The sequence below is a fragment of the Lysinibacillus sp. CD3-6 genome, from assembly GCF_006351725.2.
Lineage (GTDB): Bacteria > Bacillota > Bacilli > Bacillales_A > Planococcaceae > Lysinibacillus.
On sequence record NZ_CP085880.1, the window covers coordinates 333,287 to 353,849 of the forward strand.

The 20,563-nt window shown below is 36.0% G+C and carries 16 protein-coding genes; 12 read left to right on the forward strand and 4 right to left on the reverse strand.

Annotation, left to right across the window (positions count from 1 at the left end):
- Positions 1-62: 62 nt before the first annotated feature.
- Positions 63-704: a YfbR-like 5'-deoxynucleotidase gene (locus tag FH508_RS01620; protein WP_173478770.1), complete on the reverse strand. Its 642-nt coding sequence runs from the start codon at positions 702-704 to the stop codon at positions 63-65.
- A gap of 171 nt (positions 705-875) precedes the next feature.
- Between FH508_RS01620 and FH508_RS01625 the strand changes: the two genes are divergently transcribed.
- Entirely contained in the window at positions 876-1,316 is a 441-nt protein-coding gene (locus FH508_RS01625) for a DUF2269 family protein (protein ID WP_173478769.1), read from the forward strand.
- A 156-nt stretch (positions 1,317-1,472) separates the two neighbouring features.
- Here FH508_RS01625 and FH508_RS01630 read toward each other — a convergent pair whose 3' ends face one another.
- Complete coding sequence (locus FH508_RS01630; protein ID WP_173478768.1) at positions 1,473-4,493, reverse strand: ATP-binding protein; 3,021 nt, start codon at positions 4,491-4,493, stop codon at positions 1,473-1,475.
- A gap of 286 nt (positions 4,494-4,779) precedes the next feature.
- Between FH508_RS01630 and FH508_RS01635 the strand changes: the two genes are divergently transcribed.
- Positions 4,780-5,796: a GGDEF domain-containing protein gene (locus FH508_RS01635; RefSeq protein WP_139859477.1), complete on the forward strand. Its 1,017-nt coding sequence runs from the start codon at positions 4,780-4,782 to the stop codon at positions 5,794-5,796.
- Between the two features lie 56 nt (positions 5,797-5,852).
- Here FH508_RS01635 and FH508_RS01640 read toward each other — a convergent pair whose 3' ends face one another.
- Positions 5,853-6,980 carry a response regulator gene (locus tag FH508_RS01640; RefSeq protein WP_139859478.1) on the reverse strand — a complete coding sequence of 376 codons (1,128 nt, stop codon included), beginning with the start codon at positions 6,978-6,980 and terminating at the stop codon, positions 5,853-5,855.
- A 517-nt stretch (positions 6,981-7,497) separates the two neighbouring features.
- Between FH508_RS01640 and FH508_RS24025 the strand changes: the two genes are divergently transcribed.
- The 9 genes from FH508_RS24025 (at position 7,498) to nhaC (ending at position 17,945) form a co-directional block, all read left to right on the forward strand.
- Positions 7,498-8,286, forward strand: coding sequence for a LysM peptidoglycan-binding and 3D domain-containing protein (locus FH508_RS24025; protein WP_139859486.1), 789 nt, complete (start codon positions 7,498-7,500; stop codon positions 8,284-8,286).
- A gap of 128 nt (positions 8,287-8,414) precedes the next feature.
- A complete protein-coding gene (locus FH508_RS01655; protein WP_139859480.1) occupies positions 8,415-8,957 on the forward strand; it encodes a superoxide dismutase family protein in 543 nt (180 codons plus the stop codon).
- A 367-nt stretch (positions 8,958-9,324) separates the two neighbouring features.
- A complete protein-coding gene (locus FH508_RS01660; RefSeq protein ID WP_139859482.1) occupies positions 9,325-9,879 on the forward strand; it encodes a superoxide dismutase family protein in 555 nt (184 codons plus the stop codon).
- 324 nt (positions 9,880-10,203) lie between these two features.
- Positions 10,204-11,208 (forward strand): TAXI family TRAP transporter solute-binding subunit, encoded by a 1,005-nt coding sequence (locus FH508_RS01665; RefSeq protein WP_173478767.1) that lies wholly within the window; start codon positions 10,204-10,206, stop codon positions 11,206-11,208.
- Between the two features lie 207 nt (positions 11,209-11,415).
- The gene (locus FH508_RS01670) at positions 11,416-11,931 is read left to right on the forward strand and encodes a DUF1850 domain-containing protein (RefSeq protein WP_173478766.1); all 516 of its coding nucleotides are present in this window, start codon (positions 11,416-11,418) and stop codon (positions 11,929-11,931) included.
- The gene (locus FH508_RS01675) at positions 11,928-13,973 is read left to right on the forward strand and encodes a TRAP transporter permease (RefSeq protein ID WP_139860754.1); all 2,046 of its coding nucleotides are present in this window, start codon (positions 11,928-11,930) and stop codon (positions 13,971-13,973) included. Before FH508_RS01670 ends, FH508_RS01675 begins: the two co-directional genes overlap by 4 nt.
- A 741-nt stretch (positions 13,974-14,714) precedes the next feature.
- Entirely contained in the window at positions 14,715-14,858 is a 144-nt protein-coding gene (locus FH508_RS01680) for a hypothetical protein (protein ID WP_173478765.1), read from the forward strand.
- A 244-nt stretch (positions 14,859-15,102) separates the two neighbouring features.
- Positions 15,103-16,218: an amidohydrolase gene (locus tag FH508_RS01685; RefSeq protein WP_173478764.1), complete on the forward strand. Its 1,116-nt coding sequence runs from the start codon at positions 15,103-15,105 to the stop codon at positions 16,216-16,218.
- A gap of 278 nt (positions 16,219-16,496) precedes the next feature.
- Positions 16,497-17,945, forward strand: coding sequence for a Na+/H+ antiporter NhaC (nhaC, locus tag FH508_RS01690; RefSeq protein WP_173478763.1), 1,449 nt, complete (start codon positions 16,497-16,499; stop codon positions 17,943-17,945).
- Between the two features lie 175 nt (positions 17,946-18,120).
- Here nhaC and FH508_RS01695 read toward each other — a convergent pair whose 3' ends face one another.
- Positions 18,121-19,365, reverse strand: coding sequence for a hypothetical protein (locus FH508_RS01695; RefSeq protein WP_173478762.1), 1,245 nt, complete (start codon positions 19,363-19,365; stop codon positions 18,121-18,123).
- A 77-nt stretch (positions 19,366-19,442) separates the two neighbouring features.
- On the opposite strand from FH508_RS01695, the gene FH508_RS01700 reads away from it, so the two are divergent.
- Positions 19,443-20,555, forward strand: a complete 1,113-nt coding sequence (locus FH508_RS01700) for a mandelate racemase/muconate lactonizing enzyme family protein (RefSeq protein ID WP_173478761.1) — start codon at positions 19,443-19,445, stop codon at positions 20,553-20,555.
- Positions 20,556-20,563 lie beyond the last annotated feature (8 nt).

Consider the following 20,563-nt stretch of genomic DNA (forward strand, 5'->3'; position numbering starts at 1 on the left):
TTTTTTAGGAAATAAAAAAAGCCTTCCGTCGATCAATTCATCGGAAAACTTGTACATGCACGTTATTTTTTTTGGTTTAAAATTTCATTCGTTAGCGTTTGAATATCAATATGTGTTTTTTCCTTAACAGCATCCTTCAATATTTCAGTACGGAAATACTCGACTGTTGCTGGAAGGGGAATCGCTAAAAGCTTCGCCAGCGCTGTTTGGTACATATAGACGAATTCCATATCCGTATTACCGCGCTTTAATTCTGCGAATGCTTCATAAAATTGATCCAGTTTATCTGCAAATTCAAGCAAACGTCCTTCAAGTGTTGCATCTTTGCCCTCTTTCATTCGCTCGAAAAAGATGTCCTGGAACTCTTTAGGGATTTCATTAATAATAAATTTTTCCATCATTTTTTCTTCGACATGTGCGAGCATTTGTTTAAGCTCTGGGCTAGCGTGTTTAACGGGAGTTTTTATATCACCGATAAATACTTCAGCGAAATCATGATTGATGGTTTTTTCGTATAATGACTTCCAGTTAACTGTTGCGCCATTCATTTCTTCAAGTGTAGCAAAAAACATGGCATATTGTGAAACCTTCCAAGAATGGGCAGCTACATTATGCTCTTCAAATTTGAAGCGTCCTGGGCAACGAATAATACGTTCTAGATCATTGAGATTTGTAAAAAATTGATGAATTCCTATAAGAATCACTCCTTTTTGTTTTATAAGTGCATGTTACTATAATAAATACCCTCTTTGTGTAAATTTCAAACAATTTTACAATGATTCACGCTACGTTTACAAAGGATTCACAATTAGAATGAGAGAACAGAATGGGGAATGCTATAATTAGTAAGACTTATTAAAGGGAGAGTATGCATTATGATATCCATTTATACACTTCTACTATATATACATATTTTAAGTGCTGTCCTTTCGATTGGGCCATTGTTTGTAGTTTTAGCAATAGTAAAGAAAATGCGTACAGCTTCACAAGAAGAAATGTCACCATATATCCAAGTATTTCAAGGCGCGATTACAATTGTTAAACATGCGGGACATGTTCTAGTGGCTTCTGGCATTTTATTAATGTGGCGTGGAGGATATCCATGGACAACTTCCTGGGTAGTTTTAACATTTCTCGTGATGGCGGGTTCTATCGTCTTTTTGGCGCGAGCATTTAAACCAACGATTCGAACATTTAATACGCCAGCCTACAATCAGCAAAAATTTGCCTCATTGTTACAGCGAAAAGCATGGATGTATATTGTATTATTGCTCATTATGCTCTGGTTAATGGTAGCTAAGCCTGTAATTTGGTAATTTACGTATGTAATAATAATTGTGTGAGTGACTGGCACTCACACAAATAAGCCGCAACCATCGTTTACACGCCGATGGTTGCGGCTTATGTTTTGTACTGTTCCCGCAAGAGCCTCTGGAAATTTTTCTAAGTTAAAATTGTGTGAGTGCCTGACACTACTTAGGGATGTGGAAGGTGATTGTTGTGCCTTTATTTGGTGTACTTTCAATTTGCAATCTTTGTCCATAAATTCTTTTAAGGCGTAGGTCCGTATTGCGTAGGCCAATGCCTCTACTTGTTGTGTTAGTATCAGAAAGCAATTGTGTTAATGTGCTAGCTTCTATACCGATACCGTCATCAATAACACTTATTTCTACGTAGTCCGAAAACTCCTTGATTCGAATGCAAACAGTTCCGCCATCCTTTTGTTTTAATACGCCATGACGTAAAGCATTTTCTACTAATGTTTGCAATGAAATGGGTGGTATTTCTATTTGAATATGTTCATCGATATCCCAATCAATTTGTAATAAATCCCCAAACCGTTGCTGTTCGATATAAAGATACGAGCGGACGAGTTCTAGTTCATCACGAAGCGGTACAACCCGTTGTAAATTCCTTACATCAAAACTTGCATGTAGATACTTGCCAAAATGGTGCATTAAGTCAATCATTCGATTTGGATCAATAGTGCTAAGCGAGGCAATTGTATTAAGCGTATTGTATAAAAAATGAGGCTGTATTTGTGCCTGAAGCCAAGCTGTTTCCAAATGTAGCCGTTGAGTAATGCTATATTTTAAATCGATTAAAGCGCGACTCCGAACTTTTAGTTCCAGTGCATTAATAGGCTTTGTAACATAATCATTTGTACCGTGAGCAAATCCAGTGTAAACGTCCTCGGGATTACTTCGAGCAGTTAACAATAATATTGGTAGCTCTAGTAAGGAATAATGCTGACGAATATTTTCGATTAAAGCATATCCAGAGAGATAAGGAAGCATAGCATCAATAATAATTAAATCCCACCTATGCATAGGTAACAATTCCAGCACCTTTTCGCTACTTGTAACGGTTGTAATGTCATATTCTGTAGGGGAAAATAAACTTCGCATCATTGTTAAATTAACAGGATCATCATCAACCATTAAAATTTTAAACTGTTTTTCAGAAGGAGTGGCTTCAAAGTTTGAAGAACTTGCTGATAAAAATGCCTTGTCTTGTTGTCCATCATTCATTTGTTCCTCTATTTCCATCTCCTCGGCAATTGGTATAGTGAAAAATAAATCAAAGCCTTTATTTGGACTGGAATAGATACGTAATGTCCCTCCATGTAAATCAATTAGTTGCTTAGATACAAGTAAACTTAGATGCATTCTATCATTATCTGCAATCTTTTGATCAGATGAAAATAGATGATTTTGAAGTATCATATCCTTTTTATCTAATCCAGAGCCTGTATCTTTAATATGAATAACAGCCATATTTTTCTCAATAGTAGCGTCAATTTCTATTAAATCAGCGTTTGTATATTTAATTGCGCTGTGTAGAAGATTGAAAAGGATTTGAATTAATCTTTTTTCATCTGCCAGTACACGCGGGAAATTTCGGGCAATGGTAGACGTCATTTGAATTTGTTTACCAGCTGAGATAAATCGTAGCATATCAAAAATACCTGAAACAATTCCTTGTATACGAACATTTTTCTTATGAAGATGTAAATTCCCTTCTTTTAAGCGTGTATAATCCAATATGTCATTTAACGTAAATGACATACTACGTCCAATATCTATTAAATATTTTAAATTTTGTTTATCTTCTTTGACAAAACTATTGTCTGGATTATCATAAATTGATTGACCTAAGGTAATCATTTTATTCATAGGATCCCATAATTTTTGTGCATTGCTTAATAAAAATTCATCTTTTAATTCCCCGTCTCTTTGCAATTGGGCAACTAACAAATTAATTTGTTGTTTGTTTTCATAAAAACGTTTAAACCAATATCCTGAAAAGCCAAGTGCAATCATTAAATAATCGAATGGATAAAACGGAATAGTTAAAACAAAATACATTTTTATAAGGCCCCATATAATACCGTTTGTTGTGCCAATGGCTGTAAACGCAATAAAAGCCGAACTTTCCTGATTTCCTATGTATTCCTTCAAGGCAAGTGTTAAGACATATAAAAAGGAGACAATATAGAGCATAAAGAACATTAGGTTAGCTGTACTTAGCATATGAATAGGTAATACTAAAATGAGAAGTGCTCCTAATGTATATAGCATTGTGAACAATCGAAAATATTTTGCATGTTGATATTGAACTAACAAGATTCGAATAAATTGCACAAAGAAAAATGAAGCACCGAGATAAATAATATTAGAAAGCTTTATTGACCATACATAATCTAAGTGTAACCAATCTAAAATTGACCGATCATTTGTAATCAGTTCATCAGCTAAAGGTAGAAGAAAGCCTACTGTGAACAGCAATACTATTTTTTTGCGATAAATAAAGAGAAAGACAAGAATGCTAAATAAGGCAAACAAAATGAGTAACATTGAGATCGCTACTAATGCTAATTCCGTAATGAGTTGATAGTGCGTCATCGCTGCTGCTGAGCTAAAGGAAAGTCGTTTAGTAATAAGTGCATTCGATGGTGTATCAAAATTAGATACATGTAAAATGACATCAATTTCAGGCTGCTCTTCTGTAAAAAATACAGTATATGGAACGGCCTGCCCTTTATGCGTGCTAGCATCTGTTGAGACTTCACCTGATTGTCCTACAAGTTTGCCGTTAATATACAATGCCGAGGCAGTTGAGATTGCAGGAACTTGTATTGCATATCGGTAATCTGACAGACCATTATCATTTAACAAAATTTTTAAACGATAAGTGCCAAAGTGCTGTGTCTTTGCTGGCGAAGCTTGCATAGGAACAGTTCTAAACGTTTGTTCTAAATGCGTGGAGCTAGTTGGATCTAACAATACTTCAGGATAATACATCCATTCACCATTCATTTGAAAAACTTCATCCTCTGATAAAGATTGATGGCGCATATCTAAAATACCAGCTTGTGCAGTTGGTTGGTCATTAGAAGGCATAAAATATACTAGCCAAAGGATGCGGAAAATAGTAAGGGCGATAAATATTAAAGTAATAATTAGTAAATGTTTGACGATGGTTTTTTTCAACGCTACATAGAGCCTCCTGTAAGTATAATAATTTATTGTATTGCTTTACCATGCCATGGATTGAAGAAAAAGAAAACGTACTTTTCTATAAAAGAAAACTTTATGTAACTAATAAGAAATTTTTTAGTTCTTTTTGAGTAATTAACTTTTTCATAAACAGGTTAAAACTATTAGTTGTTAAGTATTTTTTAAGAGGTATGACGTATGATGTTAAAATAAAAACTTTTATATTGAAATCGTATATAGCTTTTGCAAAATATCATCTCAATGGGAGAAATGATCTATTGTGGAGAAACTTAAGTTAAAATTATCGTTTGTCATTATTAGTATGATGATTATTATTGTACTCGTTACATCTAGTATTAGTATTTGGATTAGTTATCAAAGTTTTAACGAAATGCTTGTACAATCTAAATCTGTCGTGCAGGAAGAGTATATAACAGAAGTTTCGGATATAGATGTAAATTATGTACAAGAAAATGCTGAAACAGAAACTTTTGCAAAGGAAAAGGTTAAACAAGCCGACAATCAGGTGCAAATGGAAAACGTTTTCTCTTTAAGTGTGTTCTTTAAAAAAGTGTTTTTGCCTTTATTAATAATGTTTGCAATCGTTTTCACATTGGTGTTGTGGCTAACTATGAAAATTACCCACCCTCTACAGGAAATTTCTGAAAGTGGACGCAAAGGTAATAAAATCAGCTCTTTACAATCCATAAATGACTGGTATGTAGAGGCGAGTAACTTGAAAAATACTATGTTAAAATCGCTAGCAGACTCACAAAATACAATTGACGAATTGACTGACCAGTTGAAATTAGATTCATTAACAGGTATTCCAAATCGTCGAAGTATGGATCATGTATTAAATAAATTAATTACAGAAAAAGTGCCGCATGCCATCATATTAATTGATTTAGATGATTTTAAAAATGTGAACGATACATACGGTCATACAGTGGGCGATGAAGTTTTAAAAGCATTTGCACATAAAATGAAAGAAAGTGTCCATGAGCAGGGGACTTGTTTTCGATATGGAGGCGAGGAGTTTATGGTTATTTTACCGCATACCGCAATCGAAGATGCTGTCACTTTAGCTGAAGACTTAAGGATTAAACAAGCATCAGCAGATAATCCTAGTGGACGCCCAGTTACTTTATCAGCAGGAGTAACAGTTTTTACTTCCACTTTTAGTAGCCCAAATCAGTTAATTGCTATTGCTGATCAAGCATTATATGAAGCAAAACAATCAGGGAGAAATTGTATACGTATAGTGGAGGATTTATCGATTGCTATTAACCATTGAACTAAAAAATGTAGCTGTCTCTGAAAAACGATGGTTTGGAGGCAGCTACATTATTTTTATTCTTGTGCTATAGAAGCATATAACGATATTGTCTCTTGATTAGGTAGAATGCCAAGGTCTGTATACAGATTTTTCTTAAAGGTGTTGTATACTCTCACTGCATTAGCACGATTATCCTCTTCGATATAGTGCTGAATAAGTTGCTGCATAGTATTGTCAGAATAAGGATTATATTCGATCATCAAGAGTAAAGTTTGCTCTCTTTTTTTTGCATTATGTTTTGATGTATAATGCTCGACTAAATAACTTAGTAAAAGTGTTAGTTGGTTATGAATAAAATTTGCTTTACTATGAATCCAAGAGTAATCTAGTGTGGCCATGTATTCTCCATGATAATTTTGAATAAATAATTCGGATTTTTCTACATCGAGCTTGCCAAACGTTTCTTTGTCTTTTAACAGTTGCTCCAATTCCATAACATCACTATGGAAATTTTCTAATTGCAAAATATAACACCCGTTTGCATATTGCAACACGTTGAAATAGCCTAAAGATGATAACGTTGTTCGTAAATATGAAATCGTAGTATGCAATTGTACCCTTGCTTTTTTGTATTCAGTTTCAGCCCATAAGGCATCGATGATCGTATCTCGAGGTATATGACTATTGAGATTAGATAAAAGAAAGGCAAACAACTCTTTTGTTTTAACAGTTCGCCAATGTACGATGTTCTTATTATGAAAGACGGTAAAACCACCTAGGCAATGGATGCTTAGGGAGGGCTCAAACTGTTGTACTTGTTTAGTAATTGGTATTTCTAATTGGAAAAATTCATGTATTCTATTAATCGTTGTTTCAAGGCGGGATTTAGAAATGGGCTTTAATAAATAGTCGAGAGTATTAATTTCAAAAGCTTGAACAGCATAATCTCGATACGCAGTAACAAAAACAATAAGAACATTCTTTTTCCACTTTTTTAATAATTGAGCAACCTCCAAGCCGTTCATACCAGGCATTTCCACATCTAAAAAGGCCACATGGAAATCTAATGTCGGTGCCTCATCCAGCAAATCGTTAATCGTTGAATATGCTTTAACCACCTCTACTGAATTAAATTCTTCTAATTTTTTTTCCATGTTTAACAGAGCTAACGGCTCATCGTCTGCTATTATTACCCGAATCACAGTAGGACACCAACTTTCAGATTAGTTTACAACTTCACTATGTTGTACAGTGAATAATACTAAAATTGTTATTATTAGTATAATTAAGATTTATTTTACAATAAAAGGGATATTGAAAACTATAAGTATGTATAGCGACATAATTAATTAGCAATAAACTTTATATTTACGTTTAGTAGTAACCCCCATAAGCAAGTTCCACATTTTGAAATTGAATCTATTAGATACCCCCGTTACTATTTTATCGGTAATATAAGCGGTATTTCCATTATATAAAATATGCAAATAGTTAGTAGTGATTTACACTTTATTTTCCAATTAATTGTGTGATTTGCTAAAAAAATGAATGGAATTGTATAAATTCTTGTTTAAATAGTAATAATTTGTAATATCAGGTCCGAGGTCCTGTGATATTTAGTTGCATTCTACAATATTGCGTGCATATTTAAGAGCTTAATTCTCTAGTGTGCTAGCAACAGAATGCCGAAAAATAAAACGACTGGAGGTATTACTTTTTATGAAGAAAAAAGCGATAGCATTAGCTGTAGCATTGACCCTTGGCATGGGGATGTTCGGGGGTACCACTTCTGCTGAGGCAGCATATACTGGTCAGATTGGTGATACACTATGGGGTTTACCCAATATTTTTAATTTGAGTTTAGCTGATTTGAAGGAGTTAGATGAAATTGATTCCATATGGGTTGACCCAGAACAAACCTTAAGTATTGAAAGGATTCTAAAAGAGGGGACGAACGACAATACCCATCTTATTGAGGCAGGCGATACATTATTCAGCCTTGCAAAAGTCTATAACGTGAAAGTAGAGGATTTACAGGAATGGAATAACCTCTCTTCTGATTTAATTTTAGTTGGTGAAACATTAGCTGTGAAAGAAGCTGCAGCAAAACCTAAAACTGAAAAAAGTGTAGCGAGTACTCCAAGTACTCCAAGTACCGTGAAAAAAACTACAACAAAACCCGTAACAACAGTCACGAGTGCACCACCTAGCCAAGATGGACAAACATATACAATGCGCGCTACAGCTTATACTGCTTACTGTGAAGGTTGTTCAGGTATTACAGCAAACGGGACAGATATACGCTCAAATCCAAATTTAAAAGTCATTGCTGTTGACCCACGGGTTATTCCGCTCGGTACTAAAGTTTGGGTTGAAGGCTATGGCGAAGCGGTAGCTGCAGATACTGGTGGTGCGATTAAAGGAAATAAAATTGATGTTTTCATTCCATCAGATGGACAAGCCCGTAATTGGGGTGTGCGTACAGTTACAGTGAAAATTTTGAATTAAAAAAAATAGGGATTTCTCAGTATGTTTTCTGAGAAATCCCTATTTTTTACTATGAGGATAAATGCCTAGTTATGAGTTGCGAAAGTGTTTAAACAGGTGATAAACTATAAAAAAAAGGAGGTAATTTAATGAAACTGACAACTTTATTGATTATTTCTTTAGGTGTCTTTTTAGTAGGCTGTGCCAGTAATAAAAAGGAAGCTGACGCCCCTTTAACGGCAACTGCAAAAGTAATAGGTTCTAATAATGAAAGCTATGGAGATGCCTTTTTTGAAGAGCAGGATAATGGAGTCAAGGTGACATTGAACTTAAGTGGATTTCCTGCAGAGGCAAAAGGATTACATGGCATGCATATACATGAAGCAGGAAAATGTGAAGGACCAGATTTCGGAACAGCAGGTGGCCACTTTAACCCAACTTTTAAAGAGCATGGGAAGGATAATCCGAATGGTCACCACCTTGGAGACTTGCCGAATTTAGAGATAGCTGAGGATGGTACGGCAAAAATGACTGTTATGGCAGAAGGTGTCACTTTAAAAAAAGATGCTGAGTATTCATTACTTGATGGAGAAGGCACTGCGATTGTTATCCATGAATCAACGGACGACTATATGACTGATCCTACTGGTGAATCTGGCGGAAGAATTGCTTGTGGCGTAATTCAATCATAAATAGTAAAGGACTATATCTATTATAGGTATAGTCCTTTTTCATATGGACTAAAAAAGATGTCTCCTGCCATTGATTTCCGCTACGAACGGGCGCTTTCCGAGGGCACATCGTAAGCTGCAATCTTCACAAACGCGCGTTCTTTTGGTCTTACGAACTGTGCGTTCCCGCAGGAGTCGCAAGTTCTCCTTCCAATCAACTTTATATGGAATGTAATAGTCCGCTCCAAATAAATAACTATTTTATATTATGGTAAATATTTTATTTTAATTCATTTTATTACCTCTTGATAAGGGATAGAAATTAGCGGTACATATTGCATAAGTAATGGGTGAGATGGGCACCATCAGAAATAGAGGAGGTAATAACATGAAAAAAATTTCAATATTAATTATTTCATTGTCCGTATTTGTCGGGGGGTGCAGCTTCTTTGATAAAAAAGAGGATAAAGTAGCTGTAAACGCTACAAATTCATCTTTAACGGCAACCGCAAAAGTAATTAGTTCAAATAACGAAAGCTATGGAAATGCCTATTTTGAAGAAGTAGACAATGGGGTCAAAGTGACATTAGCTTTAAGTGGAGTCCCCGCAGGCACACATGGTATTCATATTCATTCTGTAGGAAAGTGTGAACCGCCAACGTTTGAATCGGCAGGTCCTCACTTTAATCCGACCAACAAAGAGCACGGTACTTTAAATCCAAAGGGCTATCACTTAGGAGACTTACCGAATTTAGAAATTGGAGAAGATGGTACTGTTGATTTGAATTTCGTAGCTGAAGGTGTCTCTTTACAAAAAAATGTAGAAAACTCCTTACTTGATGGAGAGGGTACAGCGTTAGTTATTCATGAATCGGCAGACGACTATAAAACGGACCCTTCTGGTAATTCTGGTGCAAGAATTGCATGTGGCGTTATTCAATAAGGGACATATTAAGACTGTATCTATAGAAAAAAATAGATACAGTCTTTTCGATGTAACGAGATTATTCATAGAAGTTTGGTGTACCTTTTATACAAAATGTATACATTTTAAATTAATTGTATTTTCTGATAAAATATAATTAATGGTTTAATATAGAAAAATAAAGGGTAAATGAGAGTTTATTTGAATCTAATAATTTTATCAATTGGGACAAAAGGTATAAATATAATTATCTGAATTTACTATAAATAGATTGACATAATTATACTAAATTTGATAATTTTAAATAGATTCTTATATTATATCCAAAGGGGGAAGGTTAATATGAAGAAAAAGCAATTTAGACTATTAATCCTATTTAGTGCCATTGCGTTATTAATTTTAGCTGCATGTGGAACGGATAGTAGTACAGGCTCTAAGGATTCAGACAAGGGAAATGCGAATGGGGATGCAACTAGTTCCGAAAAACCAAAATTTTTAAGTTTATTAACAGGTGGAACACAAGGGACTTATTATGCATTAGGTGGTACATTTGCTGATTTAATTACAACAGAAACAGGCATTAAAACAACAGCAGAAGTTTCTCAAGCATCTGCAGCTAATATGACTGCTTTGCAAGAGGGTAAAGGTGAGATTGCGTTTGTTCAAACGGATATCGCTTATTACGCAACTGAAGGAAAATTAATGTTTGATGGTAAAAAAATAGATTCGATTGCTGCTTTAGGTGCACTTTACCCAGAGACTGTGCAATTAGTGACGACAGAAGCTTCAGGTATTAAAACATATGCTGATTTAAAAGGGAAAAAAGTATCTGTAGGTGCCCCAGGATCAGGGACATATGCGAATGCAGAACAGTTACTTGAAATCCATGGCTTAACGATGGATGACATTAAAGCGCAAAATCTTGATTTTGGTGAATCTACGGATGGTCTGCAATCAGGTCAAATTGATGCTGCGTTTATTACAGCTGGTACACCAACAGGAGCTGTAGAGGCTTTAAATGCTACAACGAAAGTAAATATTATTGGTGTAGATGCTGGTAAAGCAGATGAGCTTATTGCTAAATATCCATACTATGCGAAAGATACTGTAAAAGCTGGTACTTACGGTATTGCAAGTGATACAGAGACTGTTTCTGTACTTGCGATGTTAGCTGTAAGTAAGGATCTTTCAGACGATGTTGTATATGAAATGACGAAGGCAATTTATGACAACACGGATAAGATTTCGCATGCAAAAGGTGCATTTATTAAAGCCGAAACAGCTTTAGATGGTATTAGTATTGATATTCATCCTGGTGCGCAAAAGTATTTTGATGAACAAAAATAAAAAAACATCGGTTACAAGAGTTGCAAGCTAATGAGGATACTTTTATTTACTCAAAGTTTGACTTTGTGATGTGACTATTCCAGCAAAAGAATAAGCATTTTCCTAAACAGACAAAGGGGCTCGGATCGCGTAAAGCTTCGGGTCCCTTTTGTTTCGTTAAGATAAAACAAAAAGGCGGATAGTTTTTAAAGTGGGGGAACAGATGTGATGCGAAAGAGAAGAATAGTTTTTGTTATAGCCTTATGTTGTATATGCTTTGGCATAATTATTTTTCTTCCTCTTCAAAAGGTATTCGCATTTACAGAAACACGTATAGACAATCCGAAAGTGCATTATATACCATTTGCTGCTGATGATGCTTTTCGTATAAGGTACACACATTCAATCCATAAATCGGAAGTACTTGAATATTATCAATGCGTTGAAGAGAAGCGTATTCAAATGTTAGGAATGGAGTATGAAGACTTAGCAATTGGTATGCCAGGTTACGCGGAAGAAAATCAAACATTAACACAACGAGATGGAAAATATTTTCTGCAATTTGACAACGAAGTGATTGATAATTTTACAATTTTTATTGGGGATTTAGATTTGGATCTTGTATTTGTTTACAAGAATGATGAATATGATTTAAAAAAAGATTTACAAAGGGGTAAATCCTATTTATTTGAGGTGAAGCGATTATCACTTTATGAAAGATGGAAAGGAGTTAGGTTGAAATGACAAAACTGAAGGAACGCAACAACGAAGTAAAAGAAGAATTTGAACAAATATCGGCAGAAGAGCAACAAGCGATACTTGAAAAATACGATATTGAATCAAATGTGCGTACGATTTCAGGAATCATGAAGCATGTAATCTTCTTTGGATTATTAGCATTTTCATTGTTTCAATTATATACTGCGATTTTCGGGCAATTTACAGCACCGATTCAACGGACTGTCCACTTAGGGTTTGGGTTAGCACTTATTTTCTTATTATTCCCAGCTCGCAGAAAAGCGCCAAAGCATAAAATTGCATGGTTTGATTATATTTTATCGTTATTATCTGTTGTTGTTGGTTCATATTGGGCATTAAATTATACGGAGCTTGTTAATCGTAATGGTACTATTACACAGTTGGACTTTTTAGTAGGGTTAATTGCTGTCGTTCTTGTGCTTGAGGCTGCTCGTCGCGCGGTAGGCTTACCGATTATGATTATCGCAACTTGTTTCTTGGTTTATGCTTATTTTGGTCCTTATTTCCCTGCCTTTATGGCGCATAGAGGGCAAGATTTTGAAAGCATTGTTAACCTGATGTATTTTACGACAGATGGAATTTTAGGAACGCCGATTAGTGTATCTGCTACATTTATTTTTGTGTTCTTATTATTTGGAGCATTCCTTGTAAAAACAGGGGTTGGGCAGTATTTTAACGATTTAGCCGTAGCTTTCGCTGGAAAATTAATTGGTGGTCCAGCAAAGGTAGCTGTCTTTTCAAGTGCTCTACAAGGGATGATTTCAGGAAGTTCTGTGGCGAACGTTGTAACATCGGGTTCATACACAATCCCGATGATGAAAAAGCTTGGTTACCGTAAAGAATTTGCTGGTGCAGTTGAAGCAGCAGCATCTACTGGTGGTCAGTTAATGCCTCCGATTATGGGTGCCGCGGCGTTTCTAATGGTAGAATTTATAGGACGCGGAATTACATATTGGGATATTGCAAAAGCAGCCGCAATTCCTGCATTGCTTTATTTTACAGGTATTTGGATTATGACGCATTTTGAAGCAAAACGTGTCGGCTTAAGAGGCTTACGTGATGATCAAATGCCTAATCGGAAAGAAGTATTCAAGAAAATTTATTTATTACTACCTATTATTGCTATTATTGTTTTAATGTTAACTGGAACACCTGTTATGCATGCAGCCCTTTATGGAATTGTAATTTCAATTGTTGTTACAATGTTCAATAAAGATACACGTTTAAAGCCAAAAGATATTGTTGATGCGTTAGTAGAGGGCGCTCGTACGGCACTAGGTGTTGTAGCTGCAACGGCTTGTGCGGGTATTATTGTTGGAGTAGTTGTTAAAACAGGTCTAGGCTTAAGCTTAGCTAATAGTTTAGTAGCATTAGCTGGAGGAAGCATTATTTTAACGCTTGTTTTCGTTATGATTGCATCACTAATTTTAGGGATGGGTGCGCCAACAACGGCAAACTACGTTATTACGTCAACGATAGCAGCACCTGCCATTGTGGCATTATTATCGCCAAATACGCCACAAGAATTAGTGCCAGTGGTTGTCTTATTATCGGCACACTTCTTTGTATTCTACTTTGGTATTATAGCCGATATCACACCACCAGTAGCACTCGCCGCATTTGCTGCTTCGGGTATTTCAGGTGGGGATCCAATTAAGACTGGTGTTAACTCTGCAAAGCTTGCAATTGCAGCCTTTATTATTCCGTATATGATTGTGTTCTCCCCAGCTTTATTAATGATTGATACAACGATACCGCAAATTTTGTGGGTCGTATTTACAGCTGTTACGGGCATGGTAGCAATCGGTGCTGGCGTAATAGGATTCTGGTATCGTAAAGTACTTTGGATTGAGCGTTTGTTTGCTATTATAGCGGGCTTATTGCTTATCTATCCTGAAAAGTTCTCAGATTGGGCGGGGCTTGGTATTTTTATCGTGCTTGTGGCGATTCAAATTTTAACACAGCACAAATATGGTGGTAACGGAACTAATAACGATAACGGTCATAATAAAAGTGTGACTGCTTAATCAAAATAATAAAATTATGAAATGTATTGTAACTACGAAGGTGAAAAATGTTCGATTGATGGCATTGTTTCACTATGTAATAAAAATAAAGCCTGAATGGGCAAAACCTTTGCAGTGAAAAATTAAAAGTGAATGATGGTAGCGGAGGCGAGTGACTCCTGCGGGAACAGCACAAAACGTAAGACGCAACAGGCGGCGCGACAGCGACGGTTGTGGCTTACGATGTGGCTGCGGAAAGCACGCGCCGTAGCGGACATTAATGATACGGCAAAAAGTGTAAGATTGATGGCATTGTTTCACTATGTAATAAAAAGAAAGCCTGAATGGGCAAAACCTTTGCAGTGAAAAATTAGAAGTGAATGATGGTAGCGGAGGCGAGTGACTCCTGCGGGAACAGCACAAAACGTAAGACGCAACAGGCGGCGCGACAGCGACGGTTGTGGCTTACGATGTGCCCGCGGAAAGCACACGCCGTAGCGAACATTAATGATGCGGCAAAAAGTGTTAGATTGATTACAGTCAATCTAACACTTTTTCCTTTTCCTCTATCTATTTTTATATTTTAAAAGGGAAAAGCCATGATTTTTTTATGGAGTTGCAATAAATTCAACGATTTATTATCTCAAAAAGAGATGGAATTAATATTAATTATGCATAATAAGTATTATTTGTTGATTTTTAATAAAAAGCTAGTATATAATTCTTTTATCAGAAAATTCTATTAATAAAGGAGGTAACAAAATGGAGCACCTTTTCAACTCCAAATTCGAGACATATTTAATGGATCAAGAGTCAGAACTACAAACTGCTGACCAAAAAATTGAGGAGCAACCAATGCAAATACATTATGAAGAATATCCAGAGGGATTTTTTACAAGTTTATAAATCAGTTTTTAAAAGGGCTGTGTTAAAAGTGGAACAATGACTTTTAACACAGTCCTTTATCAAGAAAAAGAATTGTACAGACACAATTTTTAGAAGTTTACATAAAATAGGAAGAAGGATTTAAACATTTTCGTATTATTAAGTTATATGATATTTAAATGAATATAGTACTAATTTCATATATACTTTTCTAAAAAGCTTTCATGTATAATGGGGGAGAAAAAAGGTATATCGAGGTGTAGTTATGACGAGTGCAGCAATGTTAGAAGAAACAATGTATCAATGGTTTGAACATTTTCATAATTATCCAGAAGTAAGCTGGAAGGAGTATGAAACAACTAAGAAAATTGCATCTATATTAGATGATTTAAATGTTTCTTACCGTTTGTTAGGTGATGTACCAGGACTGATTGCAGAAATTGGTACAGGCGATGAGATTGTTGCAGTACGTGCAGATATTGACGCACTATGGCAAGAGGTAGATGGAAAATGGCAAGCAAACCATTCATGTGGTCATGATGCCAATATTACAATGGTATTAGGTGCATTATTGTTACTAAAAGACAGACCGTTACAACATCGTGTACGATTTATTTTCCAACCTGCTGAGGAAGTAGGGAATGGTGCTTGTGCAACATTTGATCGTGGCGCTGTAGATGGTGTTTCACATTTATTTGGTGTCCATTTAAGACCGATTGAAGAGCTCCCGTTAGGTAAGGTTTCACCTGCAATTCATCATGGTGCAGCGTATTTTTTAGATGGTACTATTCATGGCACTGATGCACATGGTGCTAGACCACATCAAGGGAAAAATGCGATTGATGTTATTATGGCTATTCAGTTAATGCTAAATAGCATCCATTTGTCTCCGTTCGAGCCGCATTCTGCAAAATTAACAAAGATTATTGCAGATGGCGGTAGCACGAATATTATCCCAGGTACTGCTAGCTTTGCAATGGATATTCGTGCCCAGCATAATGATCAGCTTGAGTTGCTTCGAAGCCGTATTGAAGCAGGTTTGACATCAGTTCAGCAGCAATTTGACATTGAACTGAAATGGAAATGGCTTGATTTCACACCTGGTGCAGAAGTTTCTCCTATAGCTGCTCGTATGGCTAAAAATGCTATAGTAGAAACACTTGGCGAGCAATTTTTGGCAGAGGAAATTACGACACCAGGTAGTGACGATTTTCATTTTTATACAGTTAAAAAACCAGAGCTTAAAGCGACGATGATAGGAATTGGTGCAAATTTAGTTCCAGGGTTACATCATCCGAAAATGACTTTTGAACGAAGTGCGTTAATCGATGCATCGAAAGTACTTGCGTGTGTATTAGAAAAACAGCCAGAACATAAATAAATTATTTTGAAAAAGGTTTTATCCAACGAATTACTTTGGATAGAGCCTTTTTTAGTTGCATTTTTTCGAAGGAATGCATAAAGATACGCCGTTTTGAATGGTTTTTAAAAGCTATTTGGAAGCGTTTTTTTTCCCTTTAACAGTCATAATTGCTATAGAAGCATAAAATTTTTGCGTTGACTTTATATTTTTTGAATATTAAGCTAAAAATCGTAAAAATATATTTGCGCCTGTGAGATAGCAAATTGTAATGGGGTGCAAAAAAAGGGGATGGGACAATGAAAAAGGAAATTAGTGCGAAATGGGCACTTCTAACTTTCGCAATAATGATTACTACAATGCTTGTTACAGTAGTTGTGTTAGAGCAGAGTCCTCACGTGCCATTAATTGTTGGAACAATTGTAGCAGCGATTGTTGCCAAAATGCATGGCTTTAAGTGGATGGAAATCGAAGAAATGATGTATAAAGGTATCCGCCTAGCTCTTCCAGCCATTGTCATTATCATTTTAGTCGGTTTGACAATAGGAGCATGGATTGGTGGTGGAGTTGTTGCCACAATGATTTTCTACGGATTAAAATTAATTTCTCCAGCCTGGTTTTTAGTCACGATTTTGCTATTATGTTCAATCGTGTCGCTAGCGATTGGTAGCTCATGGTCCACAATGGCAACAATCGGTGTTGCAGGTATGGGAATCGGTTTAAGTATGGGTATTCCTGCACCGATGATTGCAGGAGCCGTTATTTCAGGTTCTTATTTTGGTGATAAAATGTCACCATTATCTGATACTACAAATCTAGCAGCAGGTCTAACAAACACAGACTTGTTTGATCATATTAAACATATGCTTTATACAACAATTCCTGCATTAATCATTACACTTGTCGCATTTGGTTTAATGGGAAGACGTTTCGCTGATGTATCAATGGATTCAGAAAAAATTATGACAACGCTTGATGTTATGGAAAAAAGCTTTGTAATTTCTCCATGGCTATTACTTGTCCCAGTTGGCGTTATTGTCATGGTGGCAAAAAAAGTTCCAGCAATTCCCGCATTAGTTATTGGTATTATTTCAGGTTTCTTATTACAGATTTTTGTACAAGGTGGAACACCAACTATGGCTGTCCATGCATTACAAGAAGGGTTTATGATTTCTACTGGCAATGAAATGGTAGACGAGCTCTTTAATCGTGGTGGCTTAGATTCAATGATGTATACGGTTTCAATGACAATTGTTGCCATGACATTTGGTGGGGTTTTAGAATATTCGGGCATGTTAAAGGCGCTTATGGATGTTGTTGTTAGGTTTGCTAAATCTACAGGTAGCCTTATCGCATCAACAATTGCTGCATGTATTACGACAAATGCAACATGTTCTGAGCAGTACATATCAATTGTTGTACCTTCTCGAATGTTTGCTGACGTTTATCAAAAACGAGGTTTGCATTCAAAAAATTTATCGCGTGCTCTGGAGGACGGAGGAACATTAACGTCCGTATTCTTCCCTTGGAACACTTGTGGTGTATTTATATTAGCGACATTGGGTGTAAGCGCTATGGAATACGCACCTTATGCAATTCTTAACTTTGCTGTACCAATTATTTCAATCATTTATGGATACATCGGTTTTGCCATAATAAAAATGACACCAGAAGAGATTGAAGAAGCAAAGCAACGGAAAAAGGAAGCGCAAGAACAAGAGATGAATAATTTGGTTGTGGCAGATTAACACAAAGGATTCTTACGTAAGTAGGGTAAGTTGTCTGAACATCTAAAACAAGACAAGCCTCATCACATAGATTGCTATTGAAAAGTGAAGAGACGCTCGGCGCATGTTTGATGCGGTCGGATAGCGTTCTTCGCTCGCCAGTGTAGAGCGCTATGTGGGGGCTTGTCATTATTTATTAGTAGGTTGCAAAGTCCAATTCATATATTGTACGGGGGCGACCTTGTTGGTGGGTCATTTCTTCGCCAACAACTTTAGCATAGCCATGATCAACTAATTTTTTAATAATACGTTCCGTAGTACGACGCGTAACTTGTAAGTATTCTGAGAGATTTTGCGCTGTAAATTGTGATGCTTGTCGTTCAATACTAAATTGCATAATTTTAGATATGTTTAATGGGCTTAAGCTTGTCTGTTTAGCCATTTGTAAAACAAAAGGATCCTTTGTTTTTAAAGAGAGTTTGCTTTCTGATTTCGGAAATGGGCCAGATAAATTTTTATGTTCATCCAATATATATATTTCATAAGGTTTGGCAAACTTTAATGCGTGTGTAGCATTTTCGGCTGCCTCAAATATTGAATGTCCATAGCCAAAAGCAAGCCTAAAGGGCACATCTATATGTTGGATAAGTTGCTGTAAATTTTCTTTTTCGAGTGCGTTTTGTAAATGACCCGCTGTTGTATAAAGCTCAAAATAGTTAGTGCTAATTTGCTTATAGGTTGAATGTGTCGTTGTAGTTATTTGCTGTAAAATATCTTCGCAAGGACTAGTTTCAGGAATATCTAAAAATCCAACGGCTGCCTTTGCATATTCGGATTTAGTAAGAATTGATTGTGATTTCGTTTCTTCTAGACATTGAATAATAGAACTCGTTGCATCGAGCATCCGCATAGCAGGAATTTTTCGTAGCTGCAATTCATCAAATACTTTGTGAATGCTCGTAATAATATAATCAATTTGCTTGGTCTCCCATAGGGCGATATGCTTTTGCAAAACATCATCAGCTGTTTCTGTAATCGAAATAGAATGAACATATGGTTTTATACCAGTATATTCTATCTCCGTTAGAACATTATCGACGAATATAGGGTGCATGACATCGATAGATAATCTTTGTAAAGGAATTGCTTGGTTCGCTATCAATGATAATAAGGTCGTAGAAATTGTCATTTCATCCTGCTTTAAATAATTCCAGGGAATCGGAAAAGTCGCTAAAGATGTTTGCGCATGTAAATACGGCAATGTTCCACCAAATAATAGCGCATCACATGGCTTAATTTGTTTTAACAAAGACGGTGCATCGGAAGGCTGGTTATAAAGATAAAATTCTAATTGAATATTCTCTATGTTTTGTGCGATACTAAGTATACGATTCTGAAAAGCTTTCGAACATATAATTGCTATTTTAGTAGACAAAGGCATCTGTCCTTTTCTATTATTTTTTAAATAATTAGCGACGTATTAACGACAACTATAAATTATATAGGAGTATGATAAAAATGAAAATCCAACAAGTCGAAATTTTTGCGATTCAATTACCGCTTATTGATCCTTTTATTATTAGCTATGCTACATATGATACAATGCCTTCTATTATTTTGAAAATCACAACTGATACTGGCATTGTAGGATATGGAGAAGCAGTACCTGACGAACATGTTACAGGCGAGTCATGGGAAAGCACGTATGCAATATTAAAAAACCAACTTGTACCTGCCATTATTGGAGAAAATCCAATGGCTTTTGAAAAGCTTCACGATAAAATGAATCATATCGTAAAGGATGTACCAGCTGCCAAAGCCGCAATTGATATTGCATGCTTTGATATAGTCGGTAAGTCATTACAGGTACCTGTATATCAGCTACTGGGCGGTCGCTATCATGAGAAATTCCCGATTACCCATGTATTGAGTATCGGAACACCTGAAGAAATGGCAAATGAAGCAGCAAAACGAGTGGAAATGGGCTATCAATCATTTAAGATGAAGGTGGGCACTGAAGTTAGACGTGATGTTGCGCGCATAAAAGCAGTGCGTGAGCGCGTAGGTGAGGATATTGCGATACGTGTCGATGTAAACCAAGGTTGGGGAAATGCTTCTACAACTTTACAAGGTTTACGTGCATTAAAGGATTTAAATATCGATTGGTTAGAACAGCCTGTTGATAGTGAAGATATTGACGGAATGGTAGAAATTAAATCAAAATCATATGTACCATTAATGATTGATGAGGGACTTCGTGGAGTACGTGAAATGCGTGAAATCATTCTGAAGCGCGCTGCAGACAAAGTGAATATTAAGTTAATGAAATGCGGTGGAATTTACCCTGCTATGAAATTAGCAGTAATGGCCGAAATGGCAGGTATTGAATGTCAAATTGGTTCAATGGTTGAGTCTTCTGTAGGTTCTGCCGCTGGTTTCCATGTAGCATTTTCTAAAAAAATTATGACAAGTGTCGAGTTAACAGGTCCACTTAAATTCTCGAAGGACATCGGCAATTTATACTATGATGTTCCGTTCATTTGTTTAACAGAAAAACCAGGCTTAGGTGTAGATGTAGATGAAGAAATCCTAAAGGAACTATGTAAATTTTCAACAACAGTAACAGCTTAAGGGGGGCT

What these genes read in the sequence shown, in the direction of transcription:
- FH508_RS01625 (WP_173478769.1), top strand. Translation starts at nt 876, where the DNA reads ATGATATCCATTTATACACTTCTACTATATATACATATTTTAAGTGCT.
- FH508_RS24025 (WP_139859486.1), top strand. Translation starts at nt 7,498, where the DNA reads ATGAAGAAAAAAGCGATAGCATTAGCTGTAGCATTGACCCTTGGCATG.
- FH508_RS01655 (WP_139859480.1), top strand. Translation starts at nt 8,415, where the DNA reads ATGAAACTGACAACTTTATTGATTATTTCTTTAGGTGTCTTTTTAGTA.
- FH508_RS01660 (WP_139859482.1), top strand. Translation starts at nt 9,325, where the DNA reads ATGAAAAAAATTTCAATATTAATTATTTCATTGTCCGTATTTGTCGGG.
- FH508_RS01665 (WP_173478767.1), top strand. Translation starts at nt 10,204, where the DNA reads ATGAAGAAAAAGCAATTTAGACTATTAATCCTATTTAGTGCCATTGCG.
- FH508_RS01670 (WP_173478766.1), top strand. Translation starts at nt 11,416, where the DNA reads ATGCGAAAGAGAAGAATAGTTTTTGTTATAGCCTTATGTTGTATATGC.
- FH508_RS01675 (WP_139860754.1), top strand. Translation starts at nt 11,928, where the DNA reads ATGACAAAACTGAAGGAACGCAACAACGAAGTAAAAGAAGAATTTGAA.
- FH508_RS01680 (WP_173478765.1), top strand. Translation starts at nt 14,715, where the DNA reads ATGGAGCACCTTTTCAACTCCAAATTCGAGACATATTTAATGGATCAA.
- FH508_RS01685 (WP_173478764.1), top strand. Translation starts at nt 15,103, where the DNA reads ATGACGAGTGCAGCAATGTTAGAAGAAACAATGTATCAATGGTTTGAA.
- nhaC (WP_173478763.1), top strand. Translation starts at nt 16,497, where the DNA reads ATGAAAAAGGAAATTAGTGCGAAATGGGCACTTCTAACTTTCGCAATA.
- FH508_RS01695 (WP_173478762.1), bottom strand. Translation starts at nt 19,365, where the DNA reads ATGCCTTTGTCTACTAAAATAGCAATTATATGTTCGAAAGCTTTTCAG.
- FH508_RS01700 (WP_173478761.1), top strand. Translation starts at nt 19,443, where the DNA reads ATGAAAATCCAACAAGTCGAAATTTTTGCGATTCAATTACCGCTTATT.